The 17,262-nt window shown below is 65.6% G+C and carries 17 protein-coding genes and 2 pseudogenes; 11 read left to right on the plus strand and 8 right to left on the minus strand.

The genetic code is table 11. The features are described 5' to 3' along the window. Positions 1-821: Ig-like domain-containing protein (locus tag NK718_RS22075; RefSeq protein WP_305883680.1), on the minus strand; the 821-nt coding region annotated here is incomplete at its 3' end. Positions 822-906: 85 nt separating this feature from the next. Between NK718_RS22075 and NK718_RS21125 the strand changes: the two genes are divergently transcribed. Beyond that, positions 907-1,143, plus strand: a complete 237-nt coding sequence (locus tag NK718_RS21125) for a hypothetical protein (RefSeq protein WP_254746444.1) — start codon at positions 907-909, stop codon at positions 1,141-1,143. 257 nt (positions 1,144-1,400) lie between these two features. After that, a pseudogene (locus NK718_RS21130) lies at positions 1,401-1,533 on the plus strand (aquaporin Z); the annotation flags it as partial. Between the two features lie 341 nt (positions 1,534-1,874). On the opposite strand, the gene NK718_RS21135 reads toward NK718_RS21130, so the two are convergent. The 3 genes and pseudogenes from NK718_RS21135 to NK718_RS21145 all read right to left on the minus strand — a co-directional run bounded on the left by NK718_RS21135 (position 1,875) and on the right by NK718_RS21145 (position 3,565). Beyond that, positions 1,875-2,096, minus strand: coding sequence for a YegP family protein (locus NK718_RS21135; protein ID WP_307730391.1), 222 nt, complete (start codon positions 2,094-2,096; stop codon positions 1,875-1,877). A gap of 246 nt (positions 2,097-2,342) precedes the next feature. Continuing rightward, a pseudogene (locus NK718_RS21140) lies at positions 2,343-2,803 on the minus strand (IS1595 family transposase); the annotation flags it as partial. Between the two features lie 21 nt (positions 2,804-2,824). After that, on the minus strand, positions 2,825-3,565 hold the full coding sequence (locus NK718_RS21145) for a calcium:cation antiporter (protein ID WP_254746446.1): 741 nt from the start codon (positions 3,563-3,565) through the stop codon (positions 2,825-2,827). 297 nt (positions 3,566-3,862) lie between these two features. Between NK718_RS21145 and aqpZ the strand changes: the two genes are divergently transcribed. From aqpZ to NK718_RS21165, 4 genes are all read left to right on the plus strand, one after another. Beyond that, a complete protein-coding gene (gene aqpZ, locus NK718_RS21150) occupies positions 3,863-4,624 on the plus strand; it encodes an aquaporin Z (protein ID WP_254746448.1) in 762 nt (253 codons plus the stop codon). A gap of 114 nt (positions 4,625-4,738) precedes the next feature. After that, positions 4,739-5,281 (plus strand): YidB family protein, encoded by a 543-nt coding sequence (locus tag NK718_RS21155; RefSeq protein ID WP_254746450.1) that lies wholly within the window; start codon positions 4,739-4,741, stop codon positions 5,279-5,281. A 23-nt stretch (positions 5,282-5,304) separates the two neighbouring features. Then, on the plus strand, positions 5,305-5,754 hold the full coding sequence (lysM, locus tag NK718_RS21160; RefSeq protein ID WP_254746452.1) for a peptidoglycan-binding protein LysM: 450 nt from the start codon (positions 5,305-5,307) through the stop codon (positions 5,752-5,754). A gap of 68 nt (positions 5,755-5,822) precedes the next feature. Continuing rightward, positions 5,823-6,170, plus strand: a complete 348-nt coding sequence (locus NK718_RS21165) for a DUF2853 family protein (RefSeq protein WP_254746454.1) — start codon at positions 5,823-5,825, stop codon at positions 6,168-6,170. Positions 6,171-6,311: 141 nt separating this feature from the next. Here the strand turns inward: NK718_RS21165 and NK718_RS21170 are convergent, their stop codons facing one another. Continuing rightward, positions 6,312-6,773 carry a DUF4260 domain-containing protein gene (locus NK718_RS21170; protein WP_254746456.1) on the minus strand — a complete coding sequence of 154 codons (462 nt, stop codon included), beginning with the start codon at positions 6,771-6,773 and terminating at the stop codon, positions 6,312-6,314. 94 nt (positions 6,774-6,867) lie between these two features. Here NK718_RS21170 and NK718_RS21175 point away from each other — a divergent pair, with 94 nt between their 5' ends. Then, the gene (locus tag NK718_RS21175; protein WP_254746458.1) at positions 6,868-7,761 is read left to right on the plus strand and encodes a LysR family transcriptional regulator; all 894 of its coding nucleotides are present in this window, start codon (positions 6,868-6,870) and stop codon (positions 7,759-7,761) included. Between the two features lie 117 nt (positions 7,762-7,878). On the opposite strand, the gene NK718_RS21180 is transcribed toward NK718_RS21175, so the two are convergent. Then, entirely contained in the window at positions 7,879-8,280 is a 402-nt protein-coding gene (locus NK718_RS21180) for a hypothetical protein (protein ID WP_254746460.1), read from the minus strand. 486 nt (positions 8,281-8,766) lie between these two features. Then, a complete protein-coding gene (locus NK718_RS21185) occupies positions 8,767-12,105 on the minus strand; it encodes a M10 family metallopeptidase (RefSeq protein WP_254746462.1) in 3,339 nt (1,112 codons plus the stop codon). A 358-nt stretch (positions 12,106-12,463) separates the two neighbouring features. Between NK718_RS21185 and NK718_RS21190 the strand changes: the two genes are divergently transcribed. From NK718_RS21190 to NK718_RS21200, 3 genes are all read left to right on the plus strand, one after another. Continuing rightward, the gene (locus NK718_RS21190; RefSeq protein ID WP_254746464.1) at positions 12,464-12,874 is read left to right on the plus strand and encodes a hypothetical protein; all 411 of its coding nucleotides are present in this window, start codon (positions 12,464-12,466) and stop codon (positions 12,872-12,874) included. A gap of 290 nt (positions 12,875-13,164) precedes the next feature. After that, complete coding sequence (locus tag NK718_RS21195; protein ID WP_254746466.1) at positions 13,165-14,070, plus strand: hypothetical protein; 906 nt, start codon at positions 13,165-13,167, stop codon at positions 14,068-14,070. Further along, entirely contained in the window at positions 14,067-14,591 is a 525-nt protein-coding gene (locus tag NK718_RS21200; protein WP_254746468.1) for a hypothetical protein, read from the plus strand. The genes NK718_RS21195 and NK718_RS21200 overlap by 4 nt, the downstream gene beginning before the upstream one ends. Before the next feature lie 458 nt (positions 14,592-15,049). On the opposite strand, the gene NK718_RS21205 is transcribed toward NK718_RS21200, so the two are convergent. After that, positions 15,050-15,634 carry a calcium:cation antiporter family protein gene (locus tag NK718_RS21205; protein WP_254746470.1) on the minus strand — a complete coding sequence of 195 codons (585 nt, stop codon included), beginning with the start codon at positions 15,632-15,634 and terminating at the stop codon, positions 15,050-15,052. A 43-nt stretch (positions 15,635-15,677) separates the two neighbouring features. Here NK718_RS21205 and NK718_RS21210 point away from each other — a divergent pair, with 43 nt between their 5' ends. After that, positions 15,678-17,219, plus strand: a complete 1,542-nt coding sequence (locus NK718_RS21210) for an acetolactate synthase large subunit (RefSeq protein WP_254746472.1) — start codon at positions 15,678-15,680, stop codon at positions 17,217-17,219. Positions 17,220-17,262 lie beyond the last annotated feature (43 nt).

Raw genomic sequence — 17,262 nt, forward strand, 5'->3', positions numbered from 1 at the left:
GTCGCCCCCGTGTGGTCCGCGTTCCAGGTCAGCGCCGACAGCGTCCCGCCCTCGACCGACAGGACGACCGATGCCGGATCGACCGCCTCAGAGAACGTGAACGTCACCGAGGAGCTGGTGTCGGCGTCGCTCAGCGACGCGTCCACGATGTCCACCGTAACTTTGGGGGCTACGATGTCTGCTGATCCTTGCCAATTCCGAACGTCCAAATTTTCGATGGCCGAGATTTTCAGGTTCAGCGTTTTGAACTCATAGACCGCAGTGCTGGCCTGCTCTGTCTTAAGATTAATCTGCGCAGGAATCCAAACCGTCTTGACCCAGTTAATCTCCGCCATAATAGCCGGATCGGTCAATTGCGATGCACTGAGCCAGATTTGAACGGTGTCAATATCCGGCGTCGTGTTGACTTTTGAACTGGAGGAGCCCACGGCGCCCGAGCCGCCGTCATATAGATCGTAGCCCCCGAATGATGTCCCCGATGATGACGTAGGGTCAGTCGGGATAAGAAGTGTCGACCCGACCGAAGCCTGATCGGTGCCCGTGTAAACTGAACCTCCAACTAAGGTTTGATTCGACGCATTAAAAGTTCCGTTCAGCACCCACTTATTCTCGAACGCTTTATAGATGAGAATGTCGCTGCCGGAGCCGCCGGAAACGGTGTCGTACCCACTGCCACCGTTTAAGATGTCGTTTCCAGAACCGCCGTTCAGGCTGTCGGCGCCTGCACCGCCGCTCAGGCTGTCATTGCCGGAACCACCCACGAGCTTGTCGTTGGTGGTCCCCGTCATGATGATGGTGGTGTCACCGGCTGCGCTGGCCATGGCATTGATTCCTTGAAAGCTGGTACGCGGCCTTTAGGCCACAAGGGTGCCGTTCAAGCAGCGGCCGCGCCGCGCTCGTTGAACGATGGACGTGTGGTTTGGCGTTGAGATCCGTTCAGGACAGTCCGGCGGCCGCTTCACCGAACCTGTCGGTCAGGACGGGCTCTCTCTGCCGGATGTAGGCTGCTGCCTGAACATGCTGACGCTCCCCCTCGTGGCAACCGACAACTGCACGCCGCCCGGCTGTCGACGATTTGTTTACAATCCGCAAATTGCGACAACAAAAGCTCAGGCGTCAAGTCTGCAGATGGCGATTGGTTGAATTTTACAGTTAAGATCGCTGACGAGGCTCCTCGACCACGTTTCGGCCTCGATCCGCCAAGGAGATGCCAAGCAAAAATCAGCTGAGGAGGCCGGCGCGGACGTCAGTTTCTGACATTGCCGTTCGGTAATATCTTTGCTGGCCGGAAGCGTGCTTCACCGATGGTAACTCAGACCCAATTCTTGGCGTTTGGAAATCTGTGGAGTTTCGCCACAAACCGCCAGGCTGAAGCTATCGGCTGGCGAATCGGCAGGATCGTCGGCGGCTGGGCGCTCGGGCAATAGTGGCTGTTCTGGCTGGCTCCCGCTTGTCGGCGGCGCGCTCGGCGGCCTCCTCTATCGCTGGCTGAGCCAGCAGCCCGCCGCCCAGATCACCGGGACCAGCCCGGCGCCGGCCGAAGAGACGCCCGCTTCGCTCGGCGCCTCACGCGCGACGTCGCAGCAACGAGGGTGCGCGCCCTGGAGGCGCTTTGGGACCTCCTGCGGCCTGGCTTCGCCCGGTCCGGTCTGCCATCGAACGGGAGGTCTGATCGTGCGACGATCAGAAGCGTGATGAGGTGTTGAAGCGCATGCTTCAGACCCCGCCAAAGAAGCACGGGTCGAGCGCGAAGGCGAAGTCTGATAGGACGACCGGCACGCAACGTAGGAAGTCGGCACAGTCTGACCAGAAAGACGCTTGACCGTTTATCCAGCGTGTCGGACAGCCTCCTTCTAGGCAGCTTCGCGCATCATCTAGTGTGGCGTCTCTTTGGACGAATAGATTTTCGACGTGGACGACTGACGCATGATATCAACACCGTGTTGGCAATCGGATTTTGACTTATAGCTTTCACTACTGACTGCAATCTCTTCCCCGTTCCCAGCGTAATAGACCCAGCGCCATTCTTTCTTCGCGTCTTGATACATCCAGTAGCAAGGATAGGTCAGACCATCTGGCTTCGAGGTAATCGGCATGAGCAGCTTCCTGACGTTCGGGTTTCGTTATCAACACGGGGGCAGGTGTTGGGCGATTTCTGTTGAAGCGGAAACGCACGCTGAGGCAGAGGGGAAAATCTCGGCCATTGGGCGAGCCGAGTTCATCTCCGATTTGACACTAGACGTGGATGCTATGGCCCTCGCGATGGAGAGTCCACGCGGCGACGCTTTCGCCAGCGCAGGAAGCGCTTGGCCGCCTGTTGACGAGTGAGCGGCATCGTCCATCCGCCGATAGGTAAGGCGCTTGCCGGCGATGCCGCGCAGCAGCTGCTCGTTGCGCTCCACGTCGTTACAGCCCAGCGCCACGCGGTGGTTGTAGCGGAAGGAGAACTCGTTCAGGTAGCGGTGCAGATGCTTCTCGGCGCAGTGCTGGTAAACGCCCTTCATGCCGCGCTTGAAGATTGAGAACACGCCTTCGATCTGGTTCGTCATCACGTCGTCGCGGACATACTCCTTCGCGCCGTGATTGTTCGCGCCGTGATGACGGTGTGGTGAGCGCCGAACTCGGCACCGACGACGGTGTAGAGGCGGCTTTCGTCGGTGTTCAGCGTGGACTTGCGGTCAACGTTAGTGACGAGGATTTCGCGGACCGTGGTCGCCGTGGCGCACTCGACGTGGAACATGCGGGTCTTGCCGCCGCGCTCGACGAGGCCGACGGCGGCGGGACGCGGCTTTGTCGGCCGGCGCAAACGGTCCGCTGGACCGCCTCAGGGGATGACGGAAAAGAACAGGAAGGCGGCAAACACCGCCAAATGGACGATGCCCTGCAAGACGGTGGTGCGTCCGGTGCCCAGCGTGATGACGCTCAACAACAGCGTCAGCGCCAGCAGCGTCGTCTCCAGCGTGCCGAGCCCCATCGCCAAAGGCTGACCGATGGCGATGGACAGCACGGCGACCACCGGAATGGTGAGGCCGATGCTCGCCAGGGCCGAGCCGAGCGCGAGGTTCATGCTCGTCTGCAGCAGGTTGCGCCGGGCGGCCCGCAGCGCCGAGACGCTTTCGGGCAAGGTGACCAGCGCTGCGAGGACGCCCAAGGCCGAGAGCGCGCCCTGCAACTGGAAGGACTGCTCGCGATGTCGCCATCCCCCGGCCAGCAGGCACAACCCGACCAGCCCGTTGCAGATGATCATCACCGCGGCAAACACGGTCTCGCGCGGCAGGCCGGCCTTGTCGGGACCGCCGGCCCACATCATGGAGACGATCAGGGCGACCTCGATGACGGTGACTGCGACCGCCAGCACCAGCGTGCCGAAGGGTTCTCCGACCCGGTGCGCCACGACTTCGGCGTGGTGAACCGCCGCGAAGACCGCTCCCATCAAGGCCAGCCCGGCGACCACGGCGAGCAGCGTGGTAAGCCCGAACCCGAACGCCGCCGCCAGGACGGCCAGCGCCAGCAGCGGCACGGTCCACGTCCAGATCGGCAGATGTCCGGCGGGCGTGGGCGACATGGGCTCTCCTGATCGAGCGATCGACGATTCGGGACCCCAGCATGGTTCGCCGGGGGCGCCGGTGTGAAGGGCAAAGGCCATCAGGACGCGGTTTTGACGTTCGCGTCGGCGCCCCAACCGCGAGCGCGCCAACAAAGCAGACACTCCGCCGTCCGCCACTTGGGCCTAAACTTCAATATCGGCGCGACACGATGAGGTGAGCTGTCGATCGCGAGAACAAGACTGGAGCGCGCCACCACGTCGCCAAGCCAAACGAAATCCTGTAGAAAGAGCCTTACGACGAGCACGGAGGGCTCCATGCAAAGTCCCATCTTCCGGCGTTGCCTAGCCGAGGCCATCGGCACGTTCTGGCTGACGTTGGCGGGCTGCGGCAGCGCGGTGCTCGCCGCCGCCTTTCCGCAGGTCGGCATCGGGCTCCTGGGCGTCTCGCTCGCCTTCGGCCTCAGCGTCGTCACCATGGCCTACGCCATCGGCCATCTGTCCGGATGCCACCTCAATCCGGCCGTCTCGGTGGGCCTGGCGGCGGGCGGGCGGTTTCCGAGCCGGGACGTCGCGCCCTATGTCGTGGCGCAGGTGATCGGCGCCACCATCGCCGCCGCCGTGCTCTATCTGATCGCCAGCGGCGCGCCCGACTTCGACCTCGCCAAGGGCTTTGCCGCCAATGGCTATGGCGACCATTCCCCCGGCAAATACGGGCTGGGCTCGGCGATGCTGGCGGAAATCGTGCTCACCATGATGTTTCTGTTCGTCATCATGGGCGCAACCCACGGCAAGGCTCCGGTCGGCTTCGCTCCGCTGGCGATCGGCCTGTGCCTGACCTTGATCCATCTCGTCGGCATCCCCGTCACCAACCTGTCGGTCAACCCGGCCCGCAGCACGGGCCCGGCGCTGATCGTCGGCGGATGGGCGCTGGGCCAGTTGTGGCTCTTCTGGTTGGCGCCGCTCGTCGGCGGCGCGCTGGGCGGCCTTCTCTATCGCTGGCTGAGCGAGGAACCCTCAAGCCAGATCACCGGGAGCGAGCCCACCGATCGTTTTCCGCCGACCCGTGCTGCGCGGTGATGCGCCGTCTCATCGTCTGAAACCGCCAGCCTGAGAGCTGAGCGCGAAAAATCAATCCACTCTCGCGTTCCCGCGTTCCTCCTTCGGCAGCAACCCAGAGCAGAGGAGATGACCATGAGTCGCGACTTCCCATCGATGACCGCCCTGTTGGGCCTCTTGGCCGTTGCAGGCTTCCAGAACCGCGACAAGATCGCCGAGATGCTGGGAGGCTCTCAATCCAGCAATCCCAACGCCGTCGGCCAGGGTGAGCAGCAGGGGGGATTGGGGGGTCTCCTCGGCAACCTGACCGGCGGCGGTCTGGGCACCGCGGGCCAGGGCAATCCACAGGGCGGTCTTGGCGGGTTGCTCGGAGGATTGATGGGCGGGGGGATTGGCAGCCTCCTGAACGGCGGGCTGGGCGAGTTGGTGGAAAGATTCAACCAGAACGGCCAGGGCGACGTCGCGCAGTCCTGGGTCAGCAGAGGACCCAACCAGCCGATCCAGCCGGATCAACTTGAACAGGCCATCGGCCCTGACGTTCTGGAGACCGTGGCTCAGCAGACCGGATTGTCGCGCGAGGACCTCTTGACGCGGCTCTCAACGACCCTGCCCGAGGCCGTCGACAAGTTCACCCCCGACGGTCGCCTGCCCGCCGCCACGGACGTGCAGCGTACCTGATCAATCCCGCGAAGGAGAGTGCCATGGGCCTGTTCAAGTTCATCAAGGATGCAGGGGCGAAGCTGCTCGGAGGCGGCGCCCAGGCCGCCTCGTCTGACGCCCTGAAAAAGGAGGTCGAAGGGCACGGCTTCGACGCCAGCAAGCTCAACATTGACGTGCAGGATGACAAGGTCAAGCTGTCAGGCCAGGCGATGAGCCAGGAAGAGGCGGAGAAGCTGATCCTGTCGCTCGGCAACACCTATGGCGTCGCCGAGGTCGATACGAGCGGTCTCATCGTCGAGAAACCTTCGGAGCAGTCGACGATGTATACGGTTCAGAAGGGCGACACGCTCTGGGCGATCGCCGAAAAGCATTACGGCAAGGGCAAGGGAGCCAAATACACCGATATCGTCAAGGCCAACTCACCGCCCGTCAAGAACCCCGACCTGATCCAGCCGGGATGGGTGCTGCGCATCCCACCCTTGGCCGGATGATCTCGGCGGAAGTAGATGTAAAGGTGGATGGAAGATAGGTGTATCTGCGATCAGGAGGGAGCAACATCATGGCTGAAGACTGGGCTGCAGACGTCCGCAAATACTCCACAAACGCCGATCCGAACGCCATCGCGGGAATTATCCGCTATTGCGGGATCTCGTTGCAGAAACGAGATTCAGCTTTGGTGGCGCTGAGCGACAAGGCCGAGGTGGCGCGTGTGAGGGAGAACTTCCTGAAGAAGAAACTCGGCCTCACCAACTCTGACGCTGACCTCGACAAGGCCATCATTGCTGTCGGCGACAAGATGAAAGGTGACAGAACGAAGAATCGGGTCACCCTCTACTATCTGCTGGCCGAGAATTTTGGGAAGCTGACGGCCTTAAGTGGCTCAAGTCAGGCGGCAGCTAAGATCTGACGTTTGAGGCATAGTGACGGAGGGCTTGCCTCTGACGGGGAAGCCCTCCCTCTAGGAGCCGTGGACAAAGTTTCACGGCCGCTTTCGGTGTTGGTTCGGGGCTGACTTCTCGAGGCCAGCCCAGGTGAGCGGGTCTGCGCCTCAGCGGCCACAGACGGCGCCCTCCCGCTTGCCGCGCCAGCCCAGATGCGTGGCTCCGAAGGCGGATCCGTATTTCAGCCCGTAACCCATCAGCCGGTCAAAACCGATATGCGCCGCCCAGATAAGCGCGGGCCCGAACAGCTGCGGAAGGCCTTGGCTCCAGCCGAGGAGTGCCAGCGCGGCCGGGGCGAGATAAGTATGGCCGCCATTGTAGAGCGCCGCGCCAAGCTTCCGATTGGCCAGATAGCCCAGCATCGACAGGTCGGGGACAAAGAACAGCCCCGTGAACAGCCACCAGCTGCCGCCCGTCTCGCGATAGGCGAGGACCGCCGCGGTCAGCACGACCGCGGCCTCCAGACGCAACATGGTCGAGACCCCGCCAAAGGTCGCGCCGATCGGCACTGGCGTGGCGGCGGGGCTCGAGGAGAAGTCGGCGGCGGCGTCGAAGGTCAGCGTATTCATCGGTCGGCTCCTTGCCTTGTTGGAGGAATAAACATGCGCTCCTGAGCTGCTGTCCGCTATTGAGCGTGGACGTACAGCAGCTGTACGGTAAGTTATGAGCTCCGCCCATCTCGACTGGGAACTCTGTCGCTCGTTCCTCGCCATCCTGCGCGAGGGCTCGTTGTCGGCCGCCGGCCGGGCGCTGGACGTCGCGCATCCGACGATCCGGCGGCACTTGGAGGAGCTGGAGGCGGGGCTCGGCGCGTCGCTATTCGTACGTTCGCCCTCAGGGCTCGCGCCGACCGAACTGGCCCTGACGCTCCGCGATCCGGCCGAGGCGATGGAGTCGGCTTTCGAGCAGCTGGTGCGCACCGCTTCGGGATCGCGTGAGGCAATTGCCGGCACCGTGCGCATTACCGCCAGCGAGGTGGTCGGAACAGAGGTGCTTCCGCCGATGCTTGCCCGGCTCCAGGAGCGGTATCCAGGGCTCGTCTTCGAGCTCGATCTGAACGACGGCCTCGCCGACGTGCTTCGACGCGACGCCGACCTGGCGATCCGCATGCTGCGGCCGACCCAGGTCGACCTGATTGCCCGCCGGGTGGGAACCGTGAAACTTGGGTTGTTCGCGCATCAAGCCTGGCTGGAGCGGCACGGCCAGCCGGAATCGCTCGACGCACTCATCCGCGCGCGCGCGCTGATCGGCTACGACCGCGTCCGGCTCCTGATCGAAGCGCTCGCCGCCCAGAGGGTCGCGGCCAAGCGCGGCGACTTCGGTTTCCGTTCGGACAGCAACCTCGCCCAGTTCGCCGCCATGCGCGCGGGCCTCGGCGTTGCGGTCTGCCAGCTGCCCATCGCCGCGCGCGACCCCCACCTCGTGCAGCTCTTCCCTGAGGTCGGGAGCGCGCTCGAGATCTGGCTTGTCAGCCACCCCAATCTGCGCGGCAGCGCCCGAGTGCGCGCGTGTCTTGACGCACTTGGGGCTGAACTCGCGGCCTATGCGGGTGGCTGAAACTTACGACCCAAAGCGGGCGCGACCGTCTTCGCCGCGACAAGTTGACCGCTCGGTCCGGCCGGCCTGCGCGAGCGGATCGAGCTTGCGGATGACGAGTGGGCGCTGATCGGGCCGCTACTGGCGGCCGAGCGCGGACGGGCTGCCGGCCGGCGCCAATCGGCGCAAATTCGAGGGCATGATGTGGGTGGCGCGCGCGGGATCCGGGCGCACCCTGCGCAGCCGGCATAACCGGAGACCTAGGATAAAGAAGCGCTTGGCCGCTTGCGCGGCGGGTTCAGCACGAAGCTCCGCGCCCGGTGTGATGTCCAGGGCAGCCCGCTCGCCTTTGTCCGGACGCCGGGTCAAGCGCAGGACACCCAGGGCTTCGGCCCGCTCATGCACATGGTCGCCGAGCAGATCGAAGCGCTGCTGGCGGATAATGGCTAAGACGCCGACGGGATCGGGGACGAGCTCGCGTGCTCGGGCGTGGAGGGAGTCATCCCCGCCAAGAGCAACCGCCGTGAGCCCGTGCCGCACGCCCGGCTGAAGTATCGCAGGCGCAACCAGATCGAGCGGCTCTTAACAAGCTGAAGAACTGGCGGCGGGTTGCTACGCGATATGACAAAACGGCCGACTCGTATCTCGGCTTCGTCAGTCTCGCGTCAGTCCTGCTGTGAATACCCTTTGTCCACGACTCCTAGTTTCGGTGGTGTCGGGAGAAAGCTCGCGCCATGTTTGGGACGGCACAAGTATGGCTGTGCAGGAAGCTAAACCTCCGCCGTTGCGATGCCCGCCTCCTGCTCACGCAGCACGGCGATGATCTGTTCCCCGGTGAAACCTCGATCGCGTCACGGCCCGGCCCTTCCTGCGGTCCGGACTTGAGCGTCATGTGGAGGACAGCGCGGGGTCACCGCGCAGCGAGCCCATGGCAGCGCAACGGCCATTGCCTTCGCCGCCCGGCCGGGCGCGGAATGTCCCGGAGAGACGCGCCGGCGTTCGGAGCCGGCACCCTCTGTTCCGACGTCACGCGAAGATAAAGTCCTGGTGCCCGATCTGCGCCGCCCTGATGCCCACCAGAACGATCTCGTCCGTGGAGCCCGTGCGCATGATGGTGGTTTCCCAAGTGCCCATCACGAGTTGCTCCGTCACTGTCAGGTCCGAGAAGGCGTGGACGCCGGGTCCGCTGGCCAGCCCCGAGAAGTAAATGCGGTCGGTCTTGTCCTCGAAGTCGAGGATGCGGTCGTCGCCCCAGCCGAGCGCCTGGAATTCGAACACATCCTTGCCCAAACCGCCGCCGAGCAGATCGTCGCCCGCGCCGCCGTTCAGCCTGTCATTGCCGATGCCGCCAAACAGCGAGTCCGCTCCGGCCCCGCCGATCAGGGAATCGATCCCGTCGTTGCCGACGAGGCGGTCGTTGCCGTCGCCGCCGTCGAGCACGTCATCGCCGAGTTCGCCGTCCATCGAGTCGTCGCCGCCGCCGCCAAACAGCGTGTCCTGCTGCCCGCCGCCCAGCACGGTGTCGTTGCCGCCATTGGCGTAGACGAGATCGTTGCCGTGATAGGCCAGGACGCGTTCAGCCGTATCGAGGCCAACGAACACGTCGTTTTGGATGGTCAGGTGGAACTGCTCGATGCTGACGATCTGGTCGCCGGTGGCGATGCCGGTGTTCTTGGTGGGATCGACGAGGTTGACGACGATGCCGATGCCGGACTCCAGGTAGGAGGTGGTGTCGAAGCCATCGCCGCCGTCGATCAGGTCGGCGCCCGCGCCGCCGACGATGGAGTCGTCGCCCGCCTCGCCCGAGAGCGAGTCGTTGCCGGCAAAGCCCAGCAGCGTGTCATTGCCGCCCCGACCGAACACGACGTCGCCCGAAAGCGGATCGTCGAGGCCGATGAACAGGTCATTGTAATCCGTCAGCCCGAACTGCTCGATGGAGATGAGCAGGTCGCCCTGCGCATCGCCCGTCGTTTGCGACCAGTCCTGCAGGTTGATGACGACGGGTCCCGTGGCGGTCCCGTACGAGGCCATGTCGATGCCGGCGCCGCCATCCAGAGTGTCGGAACCCGGCCCGCCGTCCAGAGTGTCGTTGCCTGCATCGCCGAACAGGCTGTCCGTTCCGCCCTGGCCGTAGAGTTCGTCGTTGTCGTCGCCGCCGCGCAGCACGTCGATGCCGTCACCGCCGTACAGCGTGTCAAAACCCGCGCCGCCGGTGGCGGAGTCGTCGCCCGCGCCGGCCTGGATCGTGTCGCTGTCGGCGCCGCCGTCGAGCGTGTCGTTGTCGTCACCGCCGTCGAGGCTGTCCGCCCCGGCCTCGCCCGTGACGACGTCCGCCCCGAGCCCGCCGAGCAGCGTGTCGTTCCCCGCTCCGCCGAAGAGCGTGTCGGCGTCCGCCCCGCCGTCCAGCGAGTCGGCGCCGTCGCCGCCATCCATGAGGTCGAGACCCGCGCCGCCGCTCATCGTATCGGCGTCATCTCCGCCGTAGAGCGAGTCGTCGCCGTCGCCTCCGTCCACCGTGTCCGCGCCTATGCCCGCGAACACCTGGTCGTTGCCGTCACCGCCGAGGATGGTGTCGGCCCCATCATCCCCGAATACGATGTCGTCGTCCGCCCCGGCGTCGAGGCTGTCCGCGCCAAGGCCGCCGTCGAGCCAGTCGTGCTCGGCGCCGCCCAGCACGGTATCGTCGCCCGCGCCGCCCACGAGCGAGTCGTCGCCGCCGTCGCCGGCGATGCTGTCGTTGTCGTCGCCGCCTTGCAACGTATCGGCCCCGTCACTGCCCGTGAGGCTGTCCGCGCCGACGCCGCCATCGGCGCTGTCGTCGCCCGCTCCGGCCTGGATGGCGTCGGCTCCGTCCCCGCCGGCCAACGTGTCGTTACCGCCGTCGCCGGCCAGTTGGTCGTCGCCCGTGCCGCCGTCGAGGGAATCGTTGCCGTCGCCGCCGTTCACCGTGTCGGCGCCCGCGCCGCCGAGCGCCGTGTCGGCGTCGCCGCCGCCGTCGATCTCGTCGTAGCCGTCGCCGCCGACCAAGGAGTCGGCGCCCGCCCCGCCGCTCAGGCTGTCGTTGTCGGCGCCGCCGTCCAGCGTGTCCGCGCCATCGCCGCCGTTCAGAGTGTCCTCGCCCAGCAGGCCGGCGACGGTGTCGGCGCCGCCATTGCCCGTCAGCACGTTGGCGATGTCGTTTCCGGACAGCGTGTCGCTGCCCGAGCCGCCGTTGGCGTTCTCGATGAGCGAGCGCGTGTCGTCCTGGTAAAGCAGCGCGTTGGCGACGTTGCCGCGCGCCAGCCCACTGGTGCGCGAGCCGCCGTTCAGGTCCGCGAGCTGGTCCTGCGAGGTGATCGACCATTGGCCGGGAGCGAGGTTGATCGACACGCCCGTGCCGTAGTTCGACATGTCGTAGGTGTCGACGCCGTTGCCGTCCCAGATGGTCATGAAGACCCGGTTCGACGCGGCGGTGCCATCGGCCCCGCCGGGCCGCCGCTGGGCGACGCCGTTGATCGACATGGTTCCCGTCGTCGGGTCCCAGCTATAGGTCGTGTCGGTCGCGTTGGTGTTGAAGTTCGCGCCGTACATGTATTGCAGGGCCTGGATATCGAGCATCATCAGGCTCTGCGCGTAGCCGTAGGTCTCGGCCACGAGCTGGTCCGCGCCTCCCGGAGCCGACCGGTAAGTCATCACCGTGAACTCGATGGAGTTCTTGTCGGCCGGCAGGATCGGACCGTCGACGTCGGTCAGCGCCTCGCCGAGCCAGTCCGGGATGTTGGTACCGAACAGCCCTTGCTCATGGCCGTGCTTCAGCCCCATGGCGTGACCGAGTTCGTGCAGGATGGTGAAATCGGCGTAGTCGCCCAAATCCGGCGCGTCGAAGGTGCCGTCATGGTCGAACCAGGTGTCGCCGAGCACGCCATTGCCGATGAGCAGCTCGACGCGGGGCAGCGGCGGGATGCCGAACGCCGGCGCGCTGGTGCTGTCCGTTTCCGCAAAGCGGATGACCTCGTGGTCGAACAGGCCTTCGTCGCTTTCAGTCAGCGTCACGTTGGCGACCGCGACCATCTGCGCGGTAGCAAAGCGCGCCGACGCCTTCTGCGCGTCGTTGAACTCCTCGAAGCCGTTTAACGCCACCACGCCGACGGTGATGACCGACAGGAAATGCTCGGTGATCGCCGCCTCCGGCCCGCCCAGCACGGTCAGGGCGGCGAACTCTGCGAGCTGCTCCGGCGTCGCGAGGTCGAAGAACTGCTCAAGGACGTAATCCCATCCCGAGTCCGGGAAGCTGTAGGTCAGGGACGAGGTATCCCACTTATACCCGGTCAGCAGTGCATCGATCTCGAGATTGCCGGTAAGCGAGACAGATTCCGGGCCAGCCATGGTCAGCTCCCTGGTCAAGTAATGTCACGAACGGCTTGAGGAAACGATTGTTGATCAGAAGTCATTAGTTCGCAAGATACGTATTCGATCTCGACTACGAATCGGTAAGCTCAGCTCACGCTAATTTTTACGCACTCGTAAATAGATGCTTCCCAGGACGTCTTGGAATAGAGAAATCAACTCATTGAAATTTAAGTAGAATTTGCGTCTGTTTCGAACATTTTTTCACTCCTGATGCATCCTCTGACCTTCTTGTGTTCGATCCAAAAGACGTGCGTCATCACACACGTCCGAGTCTGTCCGAGGCGCCAACCGCGCGGACGATCGCCCTGCCCGATCCCGGCCGCCAAGGCCAAAAATGTGGAGGGGTGCGATTGGTCCGGTAGGGCAATGGCGGCATTGGCGGCGTTACCTCACCGGCAATAATGCGGGCTTCACGCTGAACGGCGGCGGCGTCATTGACCTCACCGCGCCGATATCCGGAGATCAGAAGGGTATTCTGATCATGCAGGATCCGACCTCCAATCCCGGCTACGACAACACGCTGAACGGTGACGCCAAGATGAAGCTGCTGGGCGCCATCTACACGCCGACGCAGAGCATCACCGTGACCGGCAACTCCGGCTTCGGACAGACCTCGGCCTTCATGCCGCTGGTGGCGGATACGTTGAAATTTTCCGGCAACAGCACGCTCAACCTTGACACCACGGTCATGAAGCCCTCCGGCGACCTGCCACGGGTGGAGAATGGGGCGCGGCTGATCAACTGACGCATCTGATACGCCCCGCCATCATCCTGGGCGTATTTCGGTGGTGAAGTTTATGTGAATCCTCTGACATGCGGGCTGTTGCGCCGCGCACGAGCGTGTTCGTGCACATCCGGCGCGGCAGGATTCCGCCTGGGCCCAACGCTCACCCGCCGGACTTCACGTTGAAGCTGCGAAAAGATTCGCGGTTACTGCTGTTTCTGTGGCTCTGTTCGTAATTGTTCCTGTTGTGTTCTCATTTTCAATCAGCTAGCCATGGCGAACCACACCTGCCTAACCCAACGAGGTCCGCCATGGCTGACGCGATGAATTCAGGAGCCTTCGACCGCGGCGACACGTCGCCCGTTGATGCGCCTACCGACACCGCCGACGACGCCCCGCCCCGCGGCGGCACGTCGCCCGCCGATGCGCCACCTGACGCCAGCGACGACGCCACGCCTCGCAGCGACACGCCGCCAGTGACGACCCGCGCCAGGGCCGCGGCCGCCATCCCCCGCATTCCGAGCATCTATCGGGATCTTCCCCCCAATACGTACACGACCCTCACTCCGGACGTCCCCGTGTTGCAGGTGGACGACTGGCGGCAGAGGGCGGAGGCGATCGAGCGTCGCGAGATCAAGCCGCCCGCCGACCCTCTCCTGGGTCCGCCCCCCGTGCTGCGAGGCGAGGATGCCGAAGAGTATGAGGCGCTCCGCGCCCAGGTGACAGCCGAGTGGCAGCCCGATGGGCTGATCGAAGCCCTTCCCCTGCATCGCGCCATCGTTGCCGAGTGGCGCCGTCGCCGCTATGAACGCCTGTTCGACGCGCTCATCGACCATCTCGCGCGCGACGGCATCGCCGCCGTGGTGCGTGGCGTGCTGTCGCCGCGCGCCGCGCGGGTCCTGCTCGACGCGTGGGATGACGACGATCCCTCCGCCGTCCAGCAGGTCGAATCTCTCCTCGCCCAGTACGACCCCGACGGCAGCTGCGTGCGCGCCCACACGATCGTGCAGCATGGCCCCAGGTTCGACGCCCTCACCCGCCTGATCCGCGAGCACGAACGCGCCTATACGCGCGCCACGGCCGAGATCGAGCGCCGCCGTATCGCCGCGGAGACCGGCATCCGCAAAGGCACCCGCCGCATCTCCCCGACCAACTTCCTGTTCCCCCCGCGGAAGCACATGCGCATCCCTGACGATCCGGACGACGCCGTCCTGTGAGCAGCGAGACGACGAATAAAGGCGCGCGCCGCCTCGCCGCCAACCGCCGCAATGCGGCGCGCAGCACCGGCCCGCGCACGCCAGAGGGCAAGGCGGTCAGCGCCCGCAACGCGCTGCGCCACGGCTTCGCAGCGACGCCGCGCTTCGACCCTGAGCGCGAGAAGGCGGTCGCCAAGCTGGCGCGCGCCCTTGCCGGCCCGCAGCCCACCGAGCTCGAACTCCAGTTCGCCTACGCCGCGGCCGACGCCGAGTTCGTGGCGCGCGAGATCAATACCGTCGAAGCGGCACTGCTCGGCCCCATCTTCGCCGGGGATCAGATCGACGCCGCGGCGCTGGCCAAGGTGCTGCCCAAGTTGCGCAAATTGATACGCTATAGCCGTGACGCCGAGGCCCGCCAGCGCAAGGCGCTCCACAGCCTGGCGATGGCGCAAACGCCGGGCGTTCTGCACCACGTCCCTAACAGGTGGAGACTCTGGCGCAGCCGCGGCCAGGAACCCGTCAAGGTTGCACCGCAAAAATGACAGCGCTTGACGCCGTCCCATCAACGGGCCCGGCGGCCATCTGCACGATTTTGCTAGTCTCGGCGGCCGCCTAACGCCTCTCACGTTAGCCGCCTGCTAGCCCTTGCTGGCCGATTGCTCGTCTCCTGCTCGTCCCCGCTTGCGTCCAGTTTGCGCTCCGCGGCAGAGGCAATGAACATGCATCGCCTTATTTTTAGGCTCACATACCTAAATTTACAAGATTCATGCGACTTTTATGCATAACTTCCTTGTTGTCGGTGCATGATTCCAAAACGAAGCCAGTTCACGCGACCGGGCTGGCAGCCCGAATTCGATTCTGGTCGTCCATCTACTTAGCTTCGCCGATCGAAAATTTTTGGGTCTTTTGGAAAAAAGCGCCGCCGGCACGCAGCGGCTCGGTCCGCAGGCGACCAGTTTCCGCTCCGGTTTGAACAGCCCATCCGCCGACTGGCCCGTCGTCAGGGGATGACGGAAAAGAACAGAAAGGCTGCGAACACGGCCAGATGCACGACGCCCTGCAAGACGGTGGTGCGTCCCGTGCCCAGGGTGATGACGCTCAAGAGCAGCGTCAGCGCCAGCAGCGTCGACTCCAGCGTGCCGAGCCCCATCGCCAGGGGCTGACCGTTCGCGATGGACAGCACGGCGACGACCGGAATGGTGAGGCCGATACTCGCCAGGGCCGAGCCGAGCGCGAGGTTCATGCTCGTCTGCAGCAGGTTGCGCCTCGCGGCCCGCAGCGCCGAGACGCTTTCGGGTAAGAGCACGACGGCGGCGATGACGATGCCGACGAGCCCCTTGAGCGCCCCCGCGCCGTCGATCGCCGCCTCCAACAGCGGCGTCAGCGCCTTGGCCAGTCCGATGACCGCGAACAGCGACGCCACCAGAAGCGCCAGGCTGGCCAGCGCGACCGGCCTCGAGGGCGGCTCGGCATGGGCTTCCGCCTCGCCGCTCGGCGGCAGGAAATGGCGCTGCTGGCCCGCCTCGGCCCGGTCGTGCGCCCCGATCCCGGTCCCGCCTCGGCGTTTGCCGCCGGAGCGAAACACGCTAGCGTTCTCCTTGTCCGCGATAACGAGCCGGAGCCGCGCGATGAACGGAGCCGAGAGCCTGGTCGCCACGCTGCTGGGCGGGGGGATCGACACCTGCTTCGCCAACCCCGGGACCAGCGAAATGCATTTCGTCGCGGCGCTCGACCGCAGCGCCGGCATAAGGTGCGTGCTCGGGCTGCACGAAACCGTCGTGACCGGGATGGCGGATGGCTATTTCCGCATCGCCCGCCGGCCCGCCGCCACTCTGCTGCACTGCGGGCCGGGGCTCGCCAACGGGCTGGCCAATCTCCACAACGCGCGGCGCGCGCGCTCGGGGATCGTCAACATCGTCGGCGACCAGGCGACCTATCACCGCCCGCACGACGCGCCGCTCACGGCCGATACGGACGCCCTGGCGCGCACCGTGTCGGCGTGGGTGCGCACCTGCGCCCGCGCTGCCGACGTCGGCCGCGACGCCGCCCAGGCGATCCAGGCGGCCCGCACCATGCCCGGGCAAATCGCCACCCTGATCCTGCCCTCCGACACGAGCTGGGATGCCGGCGGGGTCGTGGCCGATCCGCTCCCCGTGCCGCAGCCGCCGCCGCTCGATCCCTTCGCCGTCGATGAGGCGGCGCGCGTGCTGCGCAGCGGCGAGCCCGCGCTCGTCCTGCTGGCCGGCCACGGCGTGCTCGCCCCGGCGCAGGCCTTGGCCTGGCGCATCGCCCGCGCCACCGGCGCCACCCTGATGGCCGACTTCGTCACCGCGCATCAGGCCCGCGGGCAAGGGCGGCTCAACCTGCCGCGCGTTCCCTACGACACCGATCTGGCGCGCCAGACGCTCGCCCCGTTCAAGACGATCGTGCTCGTCAACGCCAAGCCGCCGGTCGGCTTCTTCGCCTATCCCGGCAAGCCGTCGACGCAGGCTTCCGACGAGGCCCGCTTCATCACGCTGTCGCGGCCCGACCAGGACGCCACCGCCGCGCTCGCCGCGCTGGCCGAGGCGCTGGGGGCGCCGCCCGTACCCATGCCCGACGCCGGCCCGCGGCCGCAGCCGCCCACCGGGGCGATCAGCCCCGAAGGACTGGCGCGCGCGATCGCCGCGCTGATGCCCGACCAGGCGATCGTCTCGGACGAGAGCATCTCCTACGGGCGCGGCCTCGCCGCGACTATCGGCGGCGGGCCGCCCCACGACTGGTTGAACCTCGCCGGTGGCGCCATTGGCGATGGGTTGCCGGTGGCGACCGGCGCCGCCATCGGCGCGAAGGGTGAGCGGCGCGTCATCAGCCTGCAGGCTGACGGGTCGGCGCTGTATTCGCTGCAAGCCTTGTGGACGCAGTCGCGCGCGAAGCTGCCCTGCACGACCATTATTCTCTCCAACCGCAAATACGCCATCCTGCTGGGCGAATACGCCAAGGTCGGCGCCAGTCCCGGGCGCACCGCGCTGGACATGCTCGATCTGGGCAACCCCGACCTGAACTGGGTCAAGCTCGCCAACGGTTTGGGCGTGGAGGGAGCAGCGGCCCGCGACCTCGACACGCTGTGCGATCTATTGCGGCAGAGCTTTTTCAGGGCCGGTCCGTTCCTCATCGAACTCGAGATCTGACCACCGCCCTGCCCGTCCCGGTGCGGCTGGCCCGGGACAAAAG

Origin of the sequence: Alsobacter ponti (assembly GCF_024294805.1) — a bacterium.
GTDB classification, from domain to species: domain Bacteria; phylum Pseudomonadota; class Alphaproteobacteria; order Rhizobiales; family Beijerinckiaceae; genus Alsobacter; species Alsobacter ponti.

Excerpts from the sequence above, each read along its gene's own strand:
- NK718_RS21125 (WP_254746444.1), top strand. The coding sequence starts at position 907 with ATGGACGTGTGGTTTGGCGTTGAGATCCGTTCAGGACAGTCCGGCGGC.
- NK718_RS21135 (WP_307730391.1), bottom strand. The coding sequence starts at position 2,096 with ATGCCGATTACCTCGAAGCCAGATGGTCTGACCTATCCTTGCTACTGG.
- NK718_RS21145 (WP_254746446.1), bottom strand. The coding sequence starts at position 3,565 with ATGTCGCCCACGCCCGCCGGACATCTGCCGATCTGGACGTGGACCGTG.
- aqpZ (WP_254746448.1), top strand. The coding sequence starts at position 3,863 with ATGCAAAGTCCCATCTTCCGGCGTTGCCTAGCCGAGGCCATCGGCACG.
- NK718_RS21155 (WP_254746450.1), top strand. The coding sequence starts at position 4,739 with ATGAGTCGCGACTTCCCATCGATGACCGCCCTGTTGGGCCTCTTGGCC.
- lysM (WP_254746452.1), top strand. The coding sequence starts at position 5,305 with ATGGGCCTGTTCAAGTTCATCAAGGATGCAGGGGCGAAGCTGCTCGGA.
- NK718_RS21165 (WP_254746454.1), top strand. The coding sequence starts at position 5,823 with ATGGCTGAAGACTGGGCTGCAGACGTCCGCAAATACTCCACAAACGCC.
- NK718_RS21170 (WP_254746456.1), bottom strand. The coding sequence starts at position 6,773 with ATGAATACGCTGACCTTCGACGCCGCCGCCGACTTCTCCTCGAGCCCC.
- NK718_RS21175 (WP_254746458.1), top strand. The coding sequence starts at position 6,868 with ATGAGCTCCGCCCATCTCGACTGGGAACTCTGTCGCTCGTTCCTCGCC.
- NK718_RS21185 (WP_254746462.1), bottom strand. The coding sequence starts at position 12,105 with ATGGCTGGCCCGGAATCTGTCTCGCTTACCGGCAATCTCGAGATCGAT.
- NK718_RS21190 (WP_254746464.1), top strand. The coding sequence starts at position 12,464 with ATGTGGAGGGGTGCGATTGGTCCGGTAGGGCAATGGCGGCATTGGCGG.
- NK718_RS21195 (WP_254746466.1), top strand. The coding sequence starts at position 13,165 with ATGGCTGACGCGATGAATTCAGGAGCCTTCGACCGCGGCGACACGTCG.
- NK718_RS21210 (WP_254746472.1), top strand. The coding sequence starts at position 15,678 with ATGAACGGAGCCGAGAGCCTGGTCGCCACGCTGCTGGGCGGGGGGATC.